The 18,081-nt window shown below is 70.0% G+C and carries 17 protein-coding genes; 9 read left to right on the plus strand and 8 right to left on the minus strand.

The window, feature by feature from the left end; genetic code table 11:
• Positions 1–77: 77 nt before the first annotated feature.
• Entirely contained in the window at positions 78–1,544 is a 1,467-nt protein-coding gene (locus AC3A5T_RS02430) for a M23 family metallopeptidase (RefSeq protein WP_332078835.1), read from the plus strand.
• Positions 1,545–1,613: 69 nt separating this feature from the next.
• Complete coding sequence (locus AC3A5T_RS02435; protein ID WP_487627199.1) at positions 1,614–2,747, plus strand: anhydro-N-acetylmuramic acid kinase; 1,134 nt, start codon at positions 1,614–1,616, stop codon at positions 2,745–2,747.
• A gap of 58 nt (positions 2,748–2,805) precedes the next feature.
• Here the strand turns inward: AC3A5T_RS02435 and AC3A5T_RS02440 are convergent, their stop codons facing one another.
• Genes AC3A5T_RS02440 through AC3A5T_RS02450 form a run of 3 tightly spaced genes read right to left on the minus strand, consistent with a single transcriptional unit; the run spans position 2,806 to position 5,209 of the window.
• The gene (locus tag AC3A5T_RS02440; RefSeq protein WP_487627200.1) at positions 2,806–3,072 is read right to left on the minus strand and encodes a hypothetical protein; all 267 of its coding nucleotides are present in this window, start codon (positions 3,070–3,072) and stop codon (positions 2,806–2,808) included.
• A complete protein-coding gene (locus tag AC3A5T_RS02445; RefSeq protein ID WP_425497260.1) occupies positions 3,069–4,394 on the minus strand; it encodes an AmpG family muropeptide MFS transporter in 1,326 nt (441 codons plus the stop codon). The genes AC3A5T_RS02440 and AC3A5T_RS02445 overlap by 4 nt, the downstream gene beginning before the upstream one ends.
• On the minus strand, positions 4,391–5,209 hold the full coding sequence (locus AC3A5T_RS02450; RefSeq protein WP_487627201.1) for an exodeoxyribonuclease III: 819 nt from the start codon (positions 5,207–5,209) through the stop codon (positions 4,391–4,393). Before AC3A5T_RS02450 ends, AC3A5T_RS02445 begins: the two co-directional genes overlap by 4 nt.
• 83 nt (positions 5,210–5,292) lie before the next feature.
• Between AC3A5T_RS02450 and AC3A5T_RS02455 the strand changes: the two genes are divergently transcribed.
• The 4 genes from AC3A5T_RS02455 (at position 5,293) to AC3A5T_RS02470 (ending at position 8,019) form a co-directional block, all read left to right on the plus strand.
• On the plus strand, positions 5,293–5,805 hold the full coding sequence (locus AC3A5T_RS02455) for a GNAT family N-acetyltransferase (protein ID WP_487627202.1): 513 nt from the start codon (positions 5,293–5,295) through the stop codon (positions 5,803–5,805).
• The gene (pyrE, locus tag AC3A5T_RS02460; RefSeq protein WP_487627203.1) at positions 5,802–6,461 is read left to right on the plus strand and encodes an orotate phosphoribosyltransferase; all 660 of its coding nucleotides are present in this window, start codon (positions 5,802–5,804) and stop codon (positions 6,459–6,461) included. The genes AC3A5T_RS02455 and pyrE overlap by 4 nt, the downstream gene beginning before the upstream one ends.
• Before the next feature lie 34 nt (positions 6,462–6,495).
• Positions 6,496–7,146, plus strand: coding sequence for a hypothetical protein (locus tag AC3A5T_RS02465; protein WP_487627204.1), 651 nt, complete (start codon positions 6,496–6,498; stop codon positions 7,144–7,146).
• Between the two features lie 78 nt (positions 7,147–7,224).
• On the plus strand, positions 7,225–8,019 hold the full coding sequence (locus tag AC3A5T_RS02470; protein WP_332078828.1) for an undecaprenyl-diphosphate phosphatase: 795 nt from the start codon (positions 7,225–7,227) through the stop codon (positions 8,017–8,019).
• 4 nt (positions 8,020–8,023) lie between these two features.
• Here the strand turns inward: AC3A5T_RS02470 and AC3A5T_RS02475 are convergent, their stop codons facing one another.
• Together AC3A5T_RS02475 and AC3A5T_RS02480 are read right to left on the minus strand one after the other, a co-directional pair.
• A complete protein-coding gene (locus AC3A5T_RS02475; protein ID WP_487627205.1) occupies positions 8,024–8,812 on the minus strand; it encodes a TatD family hydrolase in 789 nt (262 codons plus the stop codon).
• Between the two features lie 146 nt (positions 8,813–8,958).
• Positions 8,959–10,719, minus strand: coding sequence for an endonuclease (locus AC3A5T_RS02480; protein WP_487627206.1), 1,761 nt, complete (start codon positions 10,717–10,719; stop codon positions 8,959–8,961).
• A 92-nt stretch (positions 10,720–10,811) separates the two neighbouring features.
• On the opposite strand from AC3A5T_RS02480, the gene hrpB reads away from it, so the two are divergent.
• Both hrpB and AC3A5T_RS02490 read left to right on the plus strand, forming a co-directional pair.
• Entirely contained in the window at positions 10,812–13,364 is a 2,553-nt protein-coding gene (hrpB, locus tag AC3A5T_RS02485) for an ATP-dependent helicase HrpB (protein WP_487627207.1), read from the plus strand.
• Positions 13,365–13,719: 355 nt separating this feature from the next.
• A complete protein-coding gene (locus AC3A5T_RS02490) occupies positions 13,720–14,076 on the plus strand; it encodes a hypothetical protein (protein ID WP_487627208.1) in 357 nt (118 codons plus the stop codon).
• 77 nt (positions 14,077–14,153) lie between these two features.
• Here AC3A5T_RS02490 and AC3A5T_RS02495 read toward each other — a convergent pair whose 3' ends face one another.
• The 3 genes from AC3A5T_RS02495 to AC3A5T_RS02505 form a co-directional block, all read right to left on the minus strand.
• Positions 14,154–15,299, minus strand: coding sequence for a hybrid sensor histidine kinase/response regulator (locus AC3A5T_RS02495; RefSeq protein ID WP_332078821.1), 1,146 nt, complete (start codon positions 15,297–15,299; stop codon positions 14,154–14,156).
• Between the two features lie 118 nt (positions 15,300–15,417).
• The gene (locus AC3A5T_RS02500) at positions 15,418–15,954 is read right to left on the minus strand and encodes a pseudouridine synthase (RefSeq protein WP_487627209.1); all 537 of its coding nucleotides are present in this window, start codon (positions 15,952–15,954) and stop codon (positions 15,418–15,420) included.
• 101 nt (positions 15,955–16,055) lie between these two features.
• On the minus strand, positions 16,056–16,910 hold the full coding sequence (locus AC3A5T_RS02505) for a class I SAM-dependent methyltransferase (protein ID WP_487627210.1): 855 nt from the start codon (positions 16,908–16,910) through the stop codon (positions 16,056–16,058).
• A 181-nt stretch (positions 16,911–17,091) separates the two neighbouring features.
• On the opposite strand from AC3A5T_RS02505, the gene AC3A5T_RS02510 reads away from it, so the two are divergent.
• Positions 17,092–18,042 (plus strand): aldo/keto reductase, encoded by a 951-nt coding sequence (locus AC3A5T_RS02510; RefSeq protein WP_487627211.1) that lies wholly within the window; start codon positions 17,092–17,094, stop codon positions 18,040–18,042.
• The last annotated feature ends 39 nt before the right edge of the window (positions 18,043–18,081 follow it).

Here is an 18,081-nt window from a genome sequence, read left to right on the forward strand (position 1 = left end):
AGGCATTTGACGCATGGACCTCACGTCTCTATGTTACCCCGCTGACACGCCGTTCACGCCATCCGGACCCGCCCACGATGACGACTCCCGTCCCGCCGCCCCAGGCCGACGCGCACCACCAGCAGGTGCTCCACGACAACCTGCAGGCTGCGGCCCGGAACAGGCAACAGGAACAGGCATCGCGCCTGCGGCTGTATCCCGGTCGCTGGACGCGCCGCGACTGGGGCCACGCCAGCCTCTTCGCCACGCTCGGTGTCCTCGTCGTCGCGCTGGTGCCCGGCGTCTCCCAGGCCATGCGCGGCGATGCGGAGCCGCAGCACGATCTGGTGACGATGTCGCTGGCGCTGCCGCCGCTGACCGCCAAGCAGCGCACCGCACAGCAGACCCACGACAACTGGCAGCTCGTCACCGTCGAGCGCGGCCAGACGCTGGGTTCGATCTTCTCCGAGCTCGACCTGCCGGCTTCGACGATGCACCGCATCCTCGAGCTGCCCGATGCCAAGGCCAAGCTGACGCGCATGCGTCCGGGCACGGAGCTGGGCTTCGACCTCGCCCTCGACGGCACGCTCAACAAGCTGCGCTACGACCGCAGCGACACCGAGCGTGTCGAACTGAGCCTGGCCGGCGACACCGTCCGCGAAGAAGTCGTCGAGCGTCCGGTCGAGATCCGCAATGTCGTCATCAGCGGTGAAGTGGGCCGCTCGCTGTTCCACTCGGCGCGCAAGCTGGGCCTGTCGGGCGCGAACATCAACACACTGACCGACGAAGTCTTCAAGTACGACATCGACTTCAACACCGACGTCACCCAGACCGACCGCTTCAGCGTCGTCGTCGAGCAGGTCTGGCGCGAAGGCGAACTGATCCGCAGCGGCCCGGTGCAGGCGGCGGTGTTCACCGCGAAGGGCAAGCCCTTCAGCGCGTTCCGTTACGAGCAGGACGGCAAGGCCGAGTACTACAACGCCGAAGGCCGCCCGCTGAAGAAGAGCTTCATCCGCATGCCGATCCAGTACGCGCGCCTGAGCTCGCGTTTCGGCAGCCGCCGCCATCCCGTGCTGGGCACGATGCGCATGCACAAGGGCGTCGACTATGCCGCGCCGACCGGCACGCCGATCATGGCCGCCGGCGATGCACGCGTGCAGTTCCGCGGCGTGCAGGGCGGCTACGGCAACACCGTGGTGCTCGACCACGGCCGTGGCCACACCACGCTGTACGCGCACATGTCGCGCTTCGGCAACATCCGCCAGGGCCAGCGCGTCGCGCAGGGCACAGTGATCGGCTACGTCGGCACCACCGGCCTGTCGACCGGCCCGCATCTGCACTACGAATTCCGTGTCAATGGTGCGCACCGCAATCCGCTGCAGCACACGATGCCCGAGCCCGATCCGCTCAGCGGCGCCGCGCTGGCGCAGTTCCGCCAGCAGACCGGCCCCGCGCTCGCCCGCATCCGCGAGGTCGAGAACGTGATCTACGCGCAGGTGCCGGCCAAGCCGGATCCCGACCGGCAGGTCGCGAACGCCGCGCGGCCCGGCAACGGCCGCGGCTGATCCGCCCCGAACGCCCGGCTCCGCGCCGGGCGTTTCGTTTGCACCCTCCTCATCTCCGGCGCTGACGCCATGTCCGAACTGTTCCTCGGCCTGATTTCGGGCACCAGCGCCGACGGGATCGACGCGGCGATCGTCCGCTTCGACGATCGCGCCGACGGCGCGCTGCACGCCGAGCTGCGGTTCGGTGCGACCTATCCCTGGGACGCCGCGCTGCGGGCGCGTCTGGTCGCGCTCGGCCAGCAGGCTGCGTCGCTGACGCTCGACGACGTCGGCGAACTCGATATCTTGATCGCCGATGCGTTCGCCGATGCCGCGCTGGCGGCGATCGCCGATGCCGGACTCACCGCCGCCGACATCGTCGCGCTCGGTTCGCACGGGCAGACGCTGCGCCACCGCCCCTACGGACGCGATGGCGACGGCCGTGCACCGTTCACCCTGCAGCTCGGTGACGGCGCGCGCATCGCCGAGCGCACCGGCGTGGCGACCGTCGCCGATTTCCGCCGGCGCGATGTCGCCGCCGGCGGACACGGCGCACCGCTGCTGCCCGCCTTGCATGCGGCGCTGCTGTCGCGCGCCGGCGAAGACCGCGCGGTGCTGAATCTCGGCGGCATTGCCAATCTGACGTTGTTGCCCGGCGACGGTGGTCCGGTGCGCGGGTTCGACACGGGACCGGCCAACGGGCTGATGGATGCGTGGTGCCTGCGCCACACCGGCGAAGCCTTCGACCGCGATGGTGCGCTGGCCGCGCGTGGCCGCGTCGACGCCGCGCTGCTCGCGCGGTTGCGGGCCGAGCCGTGGTTCGCCGCGCCACCGCCGAAGTCGACCGGGCGCGACCAGTTCCATCTCGACTGGGTCGAGGCCGCGTTGCAGGGCGGCGAGGCCATCGCCGATGTCCAGGCGACGCTGCTCGCGCTCAGCGTGGTGACGATCGCCGACGCGCTGCGTGCGACCCAGCCGGGCACCGCGCGCGTGATCGGCTGCGGCGGCGGCGTGCACAACGGCGCGCTGATGCGCGCGCTGGGCGAGGCGCTACCGGGCGTGGTGGTCGAATCGAGCGCCGCGCACGGACTCGATCCGGATCATGTCGAGGCGATGGGCTTTGCGTGGCTGGCGCGGCAGACCGTGCTCGGCCGGCCGGGCAATCTGCCGTCGGTCACCGGCGCGGCCGGGCCGCGCGTGCTCGGCGTCGTGCATCCGGCCTGAGACGTCCGGCGACACCGGCGACGGGTTCGCTGCGCGCGACCCGTCCTGCGAACGCACGTCAGCTCGCAGCAGCGGGCTGCGCGGGGCCGCGGCCGATCAGGGCGAAGGTGTCGTCGGGAATCTGCTCCAGCGCACCGATCGCCGCCGCCAGCACGCCGTCCTCGGCCGGATCGAAGGTCGAGCGTTCGTCGCCGACACTGGCGCGCAGGCCCTGCTCGAGCAGGAAGCGCAGCGTGCGCGCCTGGCCCCAGCCCTGCGTGTCGGCGTAGGCATTGATGCGCTCGAGCAGCGCGGGGTCGAGATCCCTGAGTACGAGTTCGGTCATTCCGTGATGTCTCCGGTGGCGGCCGCTTCGTCATCGTCGTTGAGACGCACCCGCGGCTTGAGCCAGAAGAAGAGCACAAGTGCGGGCACCGCGACCACGGCGGTGATCACGAAATACGTCGCATACCCTTCGGTTGCTTCGACGATGTGCCCGGAGAAGAACCCCAGCACCTTGCCCGGCAGCATGATCAACGACGAGAACAGCGCGTACTGCGTGGCGGTGTAGCGCATGTTCACCAGCGCCGACAGGTAGGCCACGGCGACGGTGCCGAGGAAGCCCTGGGCCAGGTTCTCGCCGGAGATCACGATGGTCAGGCGGGTCAGATCGCCGTCGGCACCGATCAGCGCGAGATACAGCAGGTTGCTGCAGGCGCCCATCACGATCGCCACGAACAGCGGCCACTGGATGCCCCAGCGCGCGACCGCGATGCCGCCGAGGAACGCGCCGGCGATGCCGATCCAGATGCCGTAGACCTTGGTCACCGCGGCGATCTCGGTCTTGGTGAAACCCTGGTCGAGATAGAACGGACCGATGATGCCGCCGATCAACGCCTGGTCGGAGATCTTCATCGCGAGGATGAAGAGCAGGATGCCGATCGCGACCTTGCCGCCGAAACGGCGGAAGAAATCGGCGAAAGGTTCGACCACGCCTTCGCGCAGGCCCTGGGCGAAGTTCTGCGCGCGCACGCGCACGACGTCGGGCTCGGCGGCGAACAGGATGGTGATGATCGGCACCAGCATGCACGCGGCCATGACCCGGTAGACCGCCGGCCAGGCGACGTGGTCGGCCAGCACCAGCGCCAGCGCGCCGGTGACGATCAGCGCGATCCGGTAACCCAGCGAATACGTCGCGACCAGCGCGCCCTGCGCGTTCTTCGGCGCGATCTCGACGCGGTAGGCATCCACCGCGATGTCGAGCGTGGCGCCGGCGAAGGCGACCAGCAGCGTGATCGCGACGAACAGCGGCAGCGGGCCGGTGCCGACGCTGGCCATCGCCAGCAGGCCGACCATCACCGCGGCCATCGCCAGCAGCAGCCAGCCGCGGCGCTGGCCCAGGCGCCCGAGCAGCGGCAGCCGCCAGCGGTCGACCAGCGGCGCCCACAGGAACTTGAACGAATACGCCATGCCGGCGCTGGCGATCATCGTGATCTCGCGCAGCTCGATGCCGCCCTCGCGCAACCAGTAGGCCAGCGTGCCGGCGACCAGCAGGAACGGCAAACCGGATGCGAAGCCGAAGAAGAACATCGTCCATGCGGCGGGCTGGGTGAACGCGCGCCAGATCGACGGCTTGCCGGCCGGTGTCGCCGGGGCGGCGGCGCTCACGCGCGGTAGTCCACGACCAGCGGGGCGTGATCGGAGAAGCGCGGCTCGGGATGCACGGTGACCGAACGCACCCGGTCACGCAGCGACGGGGTGATGAACTGGTAGTCGATCCGCCACCCGACGTTGTTGGCGCGCGCGGCGCCGCGGTTGCTCCACCAGGTGTATTCGGGCGCATCGGGGCGCAGCACGCGCAGCGCATCGAGCCAGCCGGTCGCGGGCGGCTCGACCAGGCCGTCGCCGCTGGCGTCGCCGATCATCGCGTTGAGCCATGCGCGCTCGGGCGGCGTGCAGCCGGAATTCTTCTGGTTGCTGGTCCAGTTCTTGATGTCGTGGCGCGCGCGCACGATGTTCCAGTCGCCGCACAGCACGTAGTCGCGGCCGCTGGCCAGCCATTCGTCAAGGATCGGCTTGAGCCAGTCCATGACTTCGAACTTGAAGCCTTGGCGCAGATCGCCGGATGAGCCGGACGGAATGTAGAACGACACCACGCTGAGGTTGCCGAAGCGCGCTTCGATGTACCGGCCCTCGTCGTCGAACGGCGCCCAGCCCAGCGCGGTGCGGATCTCGTCGGGCTCGCGCCGCGCGTAGATCGCCACGCCGCTGTAGCCCTTCTTGGTCGACGCGTCGCGGAACCAGGCCTTGTAGCCGGCGGGGAGGAAGTCCGCATGCAGGCCGGACTCGCCAACCAGCTGGTGTTCCTGCGCCTTGGTTTCCTGCATGCACAGCACGTCGGCGTCCTGGGCGACGAACCAGTCGAAGAAGCCCTTTTTCGCGGCGGAGCGCACGCCATTGGCGTTGAAGCTGACGATTTTCATGCAGACCGGATCCACGTGTACCGGCGCCAAGCCTAACGGATTCGTGCTGAGCGGCCGGCCTCCGCGGCGCGTATCCTCCGCCGATGTCGTCGGGCCCGCTGCCGTGTGTCGTCATCGCCTCGACGGCGCAGGCCGAGGCCGCGCGCTGCCTGCTGCTCACCGCGACGCAGGCTGTCTACGCCGGTGACATCGCGTTCAATGTCGACAACGCCATGGCTGCGCCGGACAGCGACGCGATGGCAGTGCTGCTGGGCGACGTCGTCATCGGCTTCTACCGCCTCGACTACCCCACCGCGGCCTTCGCGACGCAGGCCGTCGACCGGCGTCTGGTCACGCTGCGCGCCTTCGCGCTCGGCCTGGCCTGGCAGGGCCGCGGCTTCGGGCTGCCGGTGCTCGCCGCGTGCTGTGCGGATCTGGCGCTGCGGCATCCCGAACGGCTGACGCTGGCGCTGAACGTGCACGCGGCCAACGTCATCGCCGTGCACCTGTACACGCGCGCCGGCTTCGTCGACAGCGGCGAGATCATGCGCGGCGGCCGCGGCGGGCCGCAGCACCTGATGCGGCGCGCACTCGGCGTGGGACAATGGGCGCCATGACCGACCACCGCACCCGTTTCCTGCAGCTCGCCCTCGAGGCCGACGCGCTGCGCTTCGGCGAGTTCACGCTGAAGTCCGGCCGCGTCAGTCCGTATTTCTTCAATGCCGGGCGCTTCGATTCCGGTGTCGCCATCGCCACGCTGGCCGGCTGCTACGCCGATGCGCTGGAGGCTGCCGGGGTCGAGTTCGACCTGCTGTTCGGCCCGGCCTACAAGGGCATCCCGCTGGCGACGGCGCTGGCTTGCGAATACGCGCGTCGCGGCCGCGATCTGCCGGTCGCGTTCAACCGCAAGGAAGCCAAGGCGCACGGCGAAGGCGGCCTGCTGATCGGCGCGCCGCTGGCCGGGCGCCGCGTACTGATCGTCGACGACGTGATCACCGCCGGCACCGCGATCCGCGAAGCGCTGGGCCAGATCGCCGAGGGCGGCGGCACGGTGGCGGGCATCGTCATCGCGCTCGACCGCCAGGAACGCGTGGCCGAGGACAGCCAGGAGTCCGCCGCGCAGCGCGTCGCACGCGAGCAGGACGTGCCCGTGGTGGCCATCGCCGGGCTGTCCGATCTGCTTGCATTTGTCGGACAGAGCGCGACACTGGCGGCAGAACGCGAACGCCTGCTCGCCTACCGGGCTCGACATGGCAGCGACACCACACGCTGATTCAACGCTTCGGGCCGTCAGGGGGACGGACGACATGCACCTTTCGATCCGACTGATGGGCGGCCTGCTGCTGGCCTGCATCGCCACCGGTGCCATGGCGCAACAGCCGGCCGCCGACCGCAAGGTCTATTGCTGGAACGAAGGCGGCCGCCGCGTGTGCGGCGATGCATTGCCGGCATCGGCGGTGGACGCCGAACGCACCGAGATCAGCGCCCGCAGCGGAATGGCCACCGCGCACGTGAGCCGCGCGCTGACCGCCGAGGAACGCAGCGCCGCCGCCGCGGCCGCGCAACAGGCCAAGCTCGACGCCGAAGCCGCGGCCCTGCGCCAGCGCCAGGAACTGGCGATGGTGGAGTCCTACGCGACCGAAGCCGACCTGCGCCGCGCCTACGGCGAGCGCATCGTGCTGGTGGACGAAGCGCTCAAGACCTCGCGCATGGGCGTCGACAATCTGCGCAACAGCCTGCTGTCGCTGCTGCGTCAGGCCGGCGAGCGCGAACTGGCCGGCCAGCCCGTCGCCAAACCGCTGATCGACAACATCCGCAGCCAGCACACGGATCTGCAGCGCCAGCTGGCGATCCTCGACCAGCAGCGGGTCGAACAGGCCGCGCTGGGCGGCGATCTGCAGGCGGCGCTGACCCGCTACCGCGAACTCAAGCAGTCCGCGGCCACCACGCGCGACTGACCGCGGACGCTGCGCGGGTTCGCGCGGGGGTCGACGACCGGTATCCTCGCGGGCTTGCCCCCGCTTCGCATGAACGCCGTGTCCGATCCGATCTCCGCCCTGCTCCTCGGCATCATCGAGGGGCTCACCGAATTCCTGCCCGTGTCCAGCACAGGCCATCTGCTGATCGCCCAGCACTGGCTGGGCGCGCGCTCGGACTTCTTCAACATCGTCATCCAAGCCGGCGCGATCCTCGCGACGCTGCTGGTGTTCCGCCAGCGCATCTGGCAGCTGACGACGGGCCTGCGCGAGCGCGAGCACCGCGACTATTCGGCAAAGCTCTTCGTCGCCTTCGCGGTCACCGCGCTGGTCGGCCTGCCGGTGCGCATGGCCGGCTGGGAACTGCCCGAGACGGTCACGCCGGTCGCTTGGGCGCTGATCATCGGCGGCATCTGGATGCTGGTGGCCGAGTACTTCGCCGAGAAGCGCGGCGACAATGCGCACGTCACGTGGACGGTGGCGATCGCGGTCGGTCTGGCGCAGGTCGTGGCCGGCGTGTTTCCCGGCACCTCGCGTTCGGCGACGACGATCTTCCTCGCGATGCTGCTGGGCCTGAGCCGGCGTTCGGCCGCGGCCGAGTTCGCGTTTCTCGTCGGCATCCCGACGATGTTCGCCGCCAGCGCCTACGCGTTCCTGGAACTGTGGATGGACCAGGGCCTGGGCGAAGAAGCCTGGGGCGATGTCGCGATCGCGTTCGTCGCCGCGATGGTCACCGGTTTCATCGTCGTGAAGTGGCTGCTCGGCTACATCAAGCGGCACCGCTTCACGGGTTTCGCGATCTATCGCATCGCGCTGGGTGCGGGTCTGCTGCTGTTGATGCCGTCCGGCTTCTGAGTCTTTACGGCAGCCGGAAGAACGCTGCCGCCGTCGCGGTCGTGGTTTCCCCGGTGACCGCGACCGCCTCGCCGCGATCGCGTGCGAGTTCCTCGACGATGTGCGGCAGGAACGCCGGCTCGTTGCGGCGGTCTTTCGGCAGCGGCTTGAGCGTTCGCGGCAGCAGATACGGCGCATCGGTCTCGACCATCAGCCGGTTGGCCGGAATGTTCGGCACCAGTTCGCGCAGATGCTGGCCGCGGCGCTCGTCGCACAGCCAGCCGGTGATGCCGATGTGCCAGTCACGATCGAGACACTCGAACAGCTCGCGCTTGCCGGCCGTGAAGCAGTGGACCACCGCGGGGCCGATCCGGCCCTCGAACTCGCGCATGATCGCGACGAAGTCGTCGTGCGCATCGCGCTGGTGCAGGAACAGCGGCTTTCCGGTGTCCACGGCGATCTGCAGCTGACGCTCGAAGGCCTTGCGCTGCGCCGGCCGCGGCGAGAAATCGCGGAAATAATCCAATCCGCATTCGCCGACTGCGACGACCTCCGGATGCGCCAGCAACGCGCGCATCTCCGCATCGCATTCGGCGGTGTACTCGGCCGCATGATGCGGATGCACGCCCGCGGTTGCGTACAGGAACCCGGGATGCGCCTGCGCGAGTTCGAGCGCCTTGGGCGAATGCTCGCGGCTGGCACCTGTGATCACCATGCGCGCCACGCCGGCGTCCCGCGCGCGCTGCAGCACCGCGCCGCGATCGTGATCGAAGCTGTCGTGGGTGAGGTTGGCGCCGATGTCGATCAGCTGCATGGCGGACTGCGGGCAACGTGGGGGCGTGCATTGTAGACGGCGGGCTTTGAAACCCGCCGTGCATGCCCTCGATTCGCCCATGAAGCCCAACCCGCATCCGGCGCGCTTCGCGCGTCGACCTCTCCCGGCGGGAGAGGTGCACATGCCTAGTTCAACAACTGGCAACTCGCTGGCGTCGTGCTCTCGAACAGCGCGCGTGTCGCCCATTGCGGCTGGTCGATGAAGGGATTGCGGTTGCCCTGGAAGCTGTAGACCACTTCATTGCGTTCGCGCTCGCGGGCATCCGGCGGGTCGGCCTGGTGCCAGGCCAGCAGCGTCGACAGCAGGCCCATGTAGGCCGGCGATGCCGAGGTCGACACGATGCGGCTGCGGTCGTCGGTCAGTTCGAGATCGGGCTCGCCCTGGCCGGTCGTGGGATGCACGCCCCCCTCGTAGCGGATCGCCATGTACAGCACCGCGCGTGCGACATCGCCCTTGCGATGGCCCCACACCTGGAAGCCGCTGGCGTTGGTCCAGTTGGAATTGCCCGGGAACAGGCCGATGCCGCCGCCGACGCCCTGGTTCGCTTCGGTCGCGCGTTCGCTGCAATTCGCCGAAGCCGTGCAGTCGGCCAGCGGTTTGTTGCCACGCGCCGAGTTGTGGTCGGTATCGCTGAGATAGAGCATGTGCGCGTCGGTGTGCGGCGCGTTCGGCAGGCCCTTGTCGCCGCTGGTCGACGGGAAGCCGAGCGACTTGGGCCAGGTGTGTTCGCGGTTGTAGGTCAGCCCGCTGCCGGTGCCCGCGCGGCCGCTGCCCTTGGGGTAGCTGCGGTTGCGGTAGACGTCGAGCACCTTGCCGCTGTCGGCCGGATCCTCGTCGGCGATCTCGAGGATCGTCCAGGTGTTCGTGGTGCCGCCGCTGTAGGGATAGGACGTATGGCCGCGGATCGTGGCATGCAGCGAACAGCGCAGTTGCCCCGGGCTGCTAGTGTTGACGCGTGCGTAGTAGTCACCGCTGTCGCCACCGCCGCTGCTGGCGACGTTGAACGCGATGACGGTATTGGCGGCCGGCGACAGACCCGCGGCATCGGTCACCGCGCTCGCGTTGACCGTCAACGTGCACGCCTCGCCGGCATGCAGGGCGGTGCCGGTGCCGATGGCGAACGTACTGCCGCTGTTCGCGTGGTCGAGCGTCACCGCGCCGGACGTCGCGCACTGCAGTGCGAACGCGCCGTTGGCGAGCGTCACCGCCTCGCTGAAGGACACCGACAGATCGCCGGCTGCCGGGAAATCGGATGCACTGCTGACGGGCGTGGTCGCAGTGATCGACGGCGCCGTGGTGTCGCCGCCACCACCACCGAAGGTCTGGCCGGTATTGCAGGCGCCGAAGGTCTGCGTCGCCGACGGCGCCCAGTCGAAGTCGGAGGCCGTGCGGCCATTGCCGGTCAGTTGCAGCGACGTGCCGACCGGCGCGGTCGCGCTCTCCGACACCGGCAGGTTCTGGCTGGTCAGTCCGGCGGCGGGGCCGTTCCCGGCGACGATCGTGCCTTCGTAGCTGATGAACTGCACGACGGTGCCGGCGCCGTCGACCAGCGCGATGCCGTCGTTCGGTCCGTTCTGCAGACCATCGCGCAGCCAGGTGACGGTGGCGATGCCGACGGTTGCGCCGCAGTTGCGCGTCTGCGCGGCCGGCACCGCGACGTTGCCGTAGGTCGTCGCCGCATTCGGCGTGTTGCTGCCGTTGTAGAGCCACACGCGGTAGCCGGACAGGTTCTCGCCTGCGGTCGCGACGATCTCCACCGCTTCACCGACATCCGCGCCCGCGTTGTCGTAATGCAGCTCGTTGATGAAGACCTCGGCGAACGCGGCGGGCGCGGTCGCGGACAGGCCGCAGAGCAGCAGGACGTGCGGAAGACGACGGAGGCGCATGGCGGATCCGGTGACGGTGCAGCGGCCGAATCTAATCGGCCACGATGACCACCGATACCGGGGCAAACCCTTGCATGCGCGCATCGACGCCGATGCGTGACGTCGTTAGCCTGTGCGCCGTGACGCACGCCGCCTCTCCCGTCTTCCCCATCACGTCGTTGTTGCCGGAGATCGTCTCCAGCCTCGCTGCGCATCCGCGTCTGGTGCTCGAAGCGCCACCGGGCGCAGGCAAGACCACGCAGGTGCCGCTGGCGCTGCGCGATGCGCCGTGGCTGGGCGACCGGAAGATCGTGATGCTGGAACCGCGACGTGTCGCCGCGCGTTCGGCGGCGACGTTCATGGCGCGGCAGCTCGGCGAAGACGTCGGCGGCCTCGTCGGCTATCGCATCCGGTTCGAGCAGCGGGCCAGCGCGCGCACGCGGATCGAGGTCGTCACCGAAGGCATCCTGACGCGGATGCTGCAGGACGATCCGGAACTGGGCGACGTCGGCGCGCTGCTGTTCGACGAATTCCACGAGCGCCATCTCGCCGGCGATCTCGGTCTCGCCTTGGCGCGCGACGTGCAGACCGGCCTGCGCGAGGACCTGCGACTGGTCGTGATGTCGGCCACACTCGATGGCGCGCGCATCGCGACGTGGCTCGACGCGCCCCGTCTGTCGAGCGCGGGCCGCAGCTATCCGGTCGATGTCTCGCACGCACCGCCCAAGCGCGACGAGGCGCTGGAACACCAGGTGCGTCGCGTGCTCGTCGACGCACTGGCGACGCAGCCCGGCGATGCGCTGGTGTTCCTGCCCGGCCAGCGCGAGATCGCACGCTGTCGCGCGCAGCTCGAAGCCGCGCTGCCCGGCGATGTCGAGCTGCTGGTGCTGCACGGCGAACTGCCGGTCGATGCGCAGACGCACGTGCTGCAACCGTCCACCGATGGCCGTCGCCGCGTGGTGCTGGCGACCAACGTCGCCGAGAGCAGCGTGACGCTGCCGGGCGTGCGCATCGTCATCGACAGCGGCCAGGCGCGCGAGCCGCGCTTCGATCCCAACAGTGGCTTCTCGCGTCTGGAGATCGTGTCCATCTCGCAGGCGTCCGCGGACCAGCGCGCGGGCCGCGCGGGACGTGTCGCGTCGGGCGTGGCGCTGCGCCTGTGGCCGGAATCGCAGCGCCTGGAGCCGCAGCGGCGCCCCGAGATCGCGCAGGTCGATCTCGCCGCGCTCGCGCTCGAACTCGCCGCGTGGGGCGATCCCGCGCTGGCGTTTCCGGATCCACCACCGGCCGGCGCGATGGGCGCCGCGCACGATCTGCTGCAACGCCTCGATGCGCTGGACACGCGCGGTGCGATCACGCAGACCGGGCGCCGCATGCTCGCGCTGGGCACGCACCCCCGGCTCGCGGCGATGCTGCTGGCCGGCGCGGATGCCGACGAACGCGCATTGGCCTGCGATCTGTGTGCACTGCTGGAAGCGCGCGATCCGCTGCGGCCCTTGTCGGGTGCGCCGCGCTCGGACGGTGTGGCCGCGCGCTGGCAGGCGCTGGCCGCATTCCGCAGCGGACGCACGCCGGTCGATGCGCAGCGCGGCGCGTTGGCCGCGATCGATGCGGCCGCGAAACAATGGCGACGGCGCCTGAAACTCGACATCGCGCCGCCGTCTTCCGCATCGGCGCATCTGCTCGGCGATCTGCTCGCCCATGCGTTTCCCGATCGCATCGGCCACCGCCACGCGCGCGACGCTGCGCGCTACACGCTCAGCAACGGCCGCATGGCGCGTCTGTTCGACGACAGCACGCTGCGCGGCGAACCGTGGATCGTCGCCAGCGAGCTGCGCCACGAGGCCAAGGACGCACTGCTGCTGCGCGGCGCACCGGTCGACGAGGCGCGGCTGCGCCGGCAATGGCCGGACCGCTTCACCGAGGCCGACGAGACGCGCTGGGATGCCGAGCGTCGCGCGCTGGTCGGCGAGCGCGTGTGCCGCTTCGACGGCATCGTGCTCGACGCGCGTGCGAACGGCCGTGTCGATCCGGCGCAAGCCGCGCAGGCGTTGAGCGATGCGGTCGGCGCGCTCGGCCTCGACGTGCTGCCCTGGCGCGACGGTCTGCGGCAATGGCAGGCGCGTGTGCAGGCCGTGCGTGCGTGGATGCCCGAACTCGCACTGCCGGATCTCTCGGACGCGGCGCTGCTGGCGACGCGCGAAACGTGGTTGCGCCCTGCGTTCGCCGGCATCACCCGGCTCGATGCGCTCGGCCCGGACGCACTGGCCGACGCCTTGCAGAACCGGCTGGACTGGTCGCAGCGCCAGCAGCTCGACCGTCTCGCCCCGGTGCGGATCACCGTGCCGTCGGGCATGGCGCGCGCGATCGACTACGCGGTCGAGGCCGACGGCACGCCCGTGCCGCCGGTGCTCGCGGTCAAGCTGCAGGAGCTGTTCGGCCTGGCGAAGACGCCGACCGTCGCCGATGGCCGCGTGCCGCTGACGATCCATCTGCTGTCGCCCGCCGGGCGCCCGCTGCAGGTCACGCGCGACCTCGCCGGCTTCTGGGAACGCACGTATCCGGACGTGCGCAAGGAAATGAAGGGGCGGTATCCCAAGCACCCTTGGCCGGAAGATCCCTGGAATGCACCGGCAACGCATCGCGCGAAACCGCGCGGCACCTGAGGCCCGTCGATCTAGACCCGTGGCGACGGTGCGACATGACCGCAGCGTTGGGTTGTGCGTGGCGCGGCCGGAAAATCCCTGGAATGCACCGGCGACGCATCGCGCGAAACCGCGTGGCACCTGAGGCCCGTCGATCTAGACCCGCGGCGACGGTGCGACATGACCGCTGCGTTGGGTCGTGCGCGGCGCGGCCGGAAGGTCCATGGAGCGCGCTGGCGACGCATCGCGCGAAACCGCGTGGACCTGAAGTGCCGGAAGCCGAACGTCAGCCCAACGACCGCAGCAGCGCTCACGCCGGATCGACAGCCGGTAACGAAGACTCGTCCATCCCACATCGGACATCCGAGGTCATTCCATGAGCAAGTTCGAAGCGTTGTCCGACAAGGCACTGTCGCTGGTCGGCCAAGCAGGCGACAGCCTGCGTCATGCGATTCCCGATTCCGCCGAGAAGTGGCTGCAGACGGGCGTCGCGCTCGGCGCCGCACGCACCGGCACCAAGCTGGCCGGCGGCTTCCTGCGTCGCAATCCGGCGATTCTCGCCGCGTCGGTGATCGGCGCCGGTCTGGTCTGGGTTGCGGCCCGCCAGTACAAGAAGCGCAAGGAAGGCGGCGCCGTCGAAGGCAGCTCGCGCCGCATCGAACCGACCCGTGCACCGGCCCGCAAGCGCACCACCGCGCGTCGCGGCGCACCGGCGGCGAACGGCAACGACTGAGTCGAAAGGATCACCCGTGCGCTGGCCATGCGGCCAGGCGCTGGTCGACCGGACGCGGGCCTCAGGCCCGCGTTTTTTTATGCCGGCGCGTCCTGCGGATCGTCGTTCGCAGCCGGACGCTCCGTCTCCGCGGACATCTGCGGCAGCTCGATGATGAAGCGCGCGCCGCCGCCTTCGCGGTCCTCGTACCAGAGCTGGCCACCGAGGTCGACGATGATCTGCTTGGCCAGCGACAGGCCCAGACCGCTGGAGCGGCCATCGTCCTTGCCGGCGTGGGCGAGCCGCTGGAACGGCCGGAACAGCGCGTGCTGCTGGTCGCGGGCGATGCCGGGGCCGCGGTCTTCGACCAGCAGCTGCCAGAAGCCCACGCCGCCGCCGCGCAGCGAGATGTCCACGTTGCTGTCGGGCGCGTACTTGATCGCGTTGGTGATCAGGTTCTCGGCGACCTGGCGCAGCACCAGCCCGTCGATCGCGACCATCGGCGCGGCATCGGGCGCACGCGCCTGCAGCTGCACGCCGCGATCCTCGAACTGCATGGCGTAGCGCGCGACGATCCAGTCCAGCACGTCGCGCAGGCCGGTCGACTGCGCGGCCTCGGCGGCCTTGCGCGAGGTGTCCTGGGTTTCCAGGTAGCGCCGGATGTAGCCGAGCGCGTCTTCGGCGCTCTCGTGGATCATCTTGTGATAGCGCGGAATACGCTCGGGCTTGGTCTCGTTCTTGACCAGCATGTCGCTGGCGAACCAGATGCTCGACAGCGGATTCTTCAGATCGTGCGCGACCAGGTTCACCAGCTCCTGACGCTCGCGCGCGATGCGCTCGAGGCGATCGCGGGTCTGCTTGAGGCCGACGTGCGCGTTGACGCGCGCGAGCAGCTCCTCGGGCATGAACGGCTTGGTGACGTAGTCGACCGCGCCGGCGTCGAACGCACGCAGCAGCAGTTCGCGATCCTGGGCGACGGTGAGGAACACCACCGGCAGGCGCAACAGATCCGGGTTCTGCTTGATCTCGGCCAGCAGCGCGAAGCCGTCCATGTTCGGCATCAGCATGTCGAGCAGCAGCAGGTCGGGCTGGCGCGCTTCGAGCATCGCCAACGCTTCGGCGCCGTCGGGCGCCGTCTGCACTTCGTAGCCGTGACGGCTCAGCAGCGAACTGACGACACGCAGGTTCGCAGGCTGGTCATCGACGACGAGGATGCGACCGCTGGCGTTTGCAGAGTTCGGCATTGGCTTCCGGGGTGGCCCCGAACGGGGAATGGGCGACACGCGACGCAGACGTGCGATCCGCCCGGCACGTTACCAGAAAGCCGGTCGACTGCGGACCCTGCGCGGACCGCCGGTCCCCTCAGATCGCCCGCCAGGCGCCGGGCGCCAGCGTGTCCAACGACCAGTCGCCGATCGCCACCCGCACCAGCCGCAGGGTCGGCAGGCCCACCGCCGCGGTCATGCGCCGCACCTGGCGGTTGCGGCCTTCGCGGATGGTCAGTTCCAGCCAGGCATCGGGCACGGTCTTGCGGAAGCGCACCGGCGGATCGCGCGGCCACAGCGTCGGTGGCGGGTCGAGCAGCGTGGCCTGCGCCGGACGGGTCGGGCCGTCGTTGAGAGTCACCCCGTCGCGCAGCGCCTGCAGCTGCGCTGGCGACGGTGTGCCTTCCACCTGCACCCGGTAGGTCTTGGGCAGCTTGTGGCGCGGATCGGTAATGCGGTTGGCCAGCGGGCCGTCGTCGGTCAGCAGCAGCAGGCCTTCGCTGTCGTGATCGAGACGGCCGGCGGCGTAGACGCCGGGCGGCAGGCCGAAGCCGGCCAGCGTCGGACGCCGCGGCGTGCTGCGGTCGGTGAACTGGCAGAGCACGCCGTAGGGTTTGTTGAAGGCGACGAGCATGGAATCCGCAGATCGATCGGAACGGCATCGCAACCGACATCCGCACCGGACGACCACGATCGTCCGGCACCGACGTCCGACCGCTTACGCCCTCAGGGCGTTCAGGGCTTCACGAACCGCAGCGTCATCCGGTCGCTCTCGCCGATCGCGGCGTACTTCGCCGCATCTGCGGGGGCGTGCCGGTTGGACGGCGGCAGCATCCACACGCCATCCGGGTGATCGCGGGTGTCCTTCGGGTTCGCATTGACCTCGCTGCTGCCGTCGACGCGGAAACCCGCGGCCTGGGCGAGCGCGATGACCTGCTCGGTGCCGACATAGCCGCTGCGGTCGTCGGCCGGCACGTCGGCCTTGGCGCGGTGTTCGACCACGCCCAGCACGCCGCCCGGGCGCAGCACGTCGTAGAAGCCCTTGAACATGCCTTCGGCCTGACCGGACGAACGCCAGTTGTGCACGTTGCGGAACGTCAGCACGACGTCGGCGGAGTTCGACGGGCCGAAGCGCGGCGCCTTCGGGTCGTAGCTCACCATGCGCGCGCGGTCGAACTGCGCGGGCGCGGCGTCGAAGCGGGCCTGCAGGCCGTCGCGCTGGCTGGTCTGGTAATCGCGGCCGCGGCCTTCGGCGACGCTCGCCGGGTCGACCATCGCGGCGATGTAACGGCCGTTGTCGCGCAGATACGGCGCCAGCACCTCGGCGTACCACGCGCCGCTGCCGGGGGTGATCTCGATGACGGTCTGCTCCGGGCGCACGCCGAAGAAGGCCAGCGTTTCGCGCGGATGGCGGTACTGGTCGCGCGCGCGGTTTTCGGCGCTGCGCCAGTCGCCGGCGAGTGCGGTGTCGAGGCGGGCGACATTGCTGGAATCGAGGTCGGCGGCCGAATCGGCGGGCACCTGCGGCGCGCTGGCGCAACCGGCGAGGGCGATCAGGGCGACGGCGCAGAACGACAAGCTGCGTTGCATGGGCGGAACTCCGGACGCGGACGTGGCGCAAAGGGTGCCACAAGCGGCGTGGCGAACGCGGCCGCCCGTCGCGCGGCCGCGACGGCGCCGTGCCGGAACACTGCTTTGCGCGGTCCCCGGTGTCGGGCGCGCGCGGGGCCTGCCTATGCTGTGGCCATTCTTTTGCAAGCAGGAGCGGCACATGTCGGAACGCGAACTCGGACGCTCGGGCCTCAAGGTCTCGCCACTGGCGTTCGGCGGCAACGTCTTCGGCTGGAGCGCCGACGCGGCGACGACGCACGCGCTGCTCGACGAATGCGTCGCGCTGGGCCTCAATCTCGTCGATACCGCGGACGTGTATTCGGCCTGGGTCGACGGCAACCAGGGTGGCGAGTCGGAAACGCTGATCGGCCGCTGGCTGCAGACGAGCGGCAAGCGCAACCGCGTGGTGATCGCCACCAAGGTCGCCAAGTGGCCGCAGCGCAAGGGACTGTCGCCGGCCAACATCCAGGCCGCATGCGAGGACTCGCTGCGTCGCCTGCGCACCGATGTCATCGATCTCTACCAGGCGCACGAGGACGACCCGTCGGTGCCGCTGGAAGACACGCTGGGCGCGTTCTCGCGCCTGATCGAACAGGGCAAGGTGCGCGCGATCGGCGCGTCGAACTACACCGCGCCGCGTCTGGCCGAAGCGCTGGACGTGGCCAGGCGCCACAACCTGCCGCGTTACGAAACGCTGCAGCCCGAGTACAACCTCGTCGACCGCGCCGGTTACGAGGCCGCGCTGGAACCCCTGGTGCGCGAGCACGGGCTCGGCGTGATCGGCTACTACTCGCTGGCGAGCGGCTTTCTCAGCGGCAAGTACCGCACCGAGGCCGATGCGGCGAAGAGCAGCGCGCGCGGTGCGCAGGTCGTGAAGCAGTACCTCAATGCACGCGGCAAGCGCGTGCTCGCCGCGCTCGACGATGCCGCGTGCCGGCATGCGGCGACCGTGGCCCAGATCGCGCTCGCATGGTTGATCGCACGGCCCGGCGTGACCGCGCCGATCGTCAGCGCGACCAGCATCCCCCAGCTGCGCGAACTGGCTGCAGCGCGCACGCTGCTGCTGACGAAGGCCGACATCGCCGCGCTCGACGGCGCCAGCGCGGGCTGAGGGGTCGCTGCGCAGCCGCAGATTGACGGCGCCGCACGG

This window comes from Luteimonas sp. Soil_C_16, from assembly GCF_057657295.1.

Bases quoted from the DNA above. Each gene is read 5' to 3' on its own strand.
- AC3A5T_RS02430 (WP_332078835.1), top strand. From the start codon at position 78: ATGACGACTCCCGTCCCGCCGCCCCAGGCCGACGCGCACCACCAGCAG.
- AC3A5T_RS02435 (WP_487627199.1), top strand. From the start codon at position 1,614: ATGTCCGAACTGTTCCTCGGCCTGATTTCGGGCACCAGCGCCGACGGG.
- AC3A5T_RS02440 (WP_487627200.1), bottom strand. From the start codon at position 3,072: ATGACCGAACTCGTACTCAGGGATCTCGACCCCGCGCTGCTCGAGCGC.
- AC3A5T_RS02450 (WP_487627201.1), bottom strand. From the start codon at position 5,209: ATGAAAATCGTCAGCTTCAACGCCAATGGCGTGCGCTCCGCCGCGAAA.
- AC3A5T_RS02455 (WP_487627202.1), top strand. From the start codon at position 5,293: ATGTCGTCGGGCCCGCTGCCGTGTGTCGTCATCGCCTCGACGGCGCAG.
- pyrE (WP_487627203.1), top strand. From the start codon at position 5,802: ATGACCGACCACCGCACCCGTTTCCTGCAGCTCGCCCTCGAGGCCGAC.
- AC3A5T_RS02465 (WP_487627204.1), top strand. From the start codon at position 6,496: ATGCACCTTTCGATCCGACTGATGGGCGGCCTGCTGCTGGCCTGCATC.
- AC3A5T_RS02475 (WP_487627205.1), bottom strand. From the start codon at position 8,812: ATGCAGCTGATCGACATCGGCGCCAACCTCACCCACGACAGCTTCGAT.
- AC3A5T_RS02480 (WP_487627206.1), bottom strand. From the start codon at position 10,719: ATGCGCCTCCGTCGTCTTCCGCACGTCCTGCTGCTCTGCGGCCTGTCC.
- hrpB (WP_487627207.1), top strand. From the start codon at position 10,812: ATGCGTGACGTCGTTAGCCTGTGCGCCGTGACGCACGCCGCCTCTCCC.
- AC3A5T_RS02490 (WP_487627208.1), top strand. From the start codon at position 13,720: ATGAGCAAGTTCGAAGCGTTGTCCGACAAGGCACTGTCGCTGGTCGGC.
- AC3A5T_RS02495 (WP_332078821.1), bottom strand. From the start codon at position 15,299: ATGCCGAACTCTGCAAACGCCAGCGGTCGCATCCTCGTCGTCGATGAC.
- AC3A5T_RS02500 (WP_487627209.1), bottom strand. From the start codon at position 15,954: ATGCTCGTCGCCTTCAACAAACCCTACGGCGTGCTCTGCCAGTTCACC.
- AC3A5T_RS02505 (WP_487627210.1), bottom strand. From the start codon at position 16,910: ATGCAACGCAGCTTGTCGTTCTGCGCCGTCGCCCTGATCGCCCTCGCC.
- AC3A5T_RS02510 (WP_487627211.1), top strand. From the start codon at position 17,092: ATGTCGGAACGCGAACTCGGACGCTCGGGCCTCAAGGTCTCGCCACTG.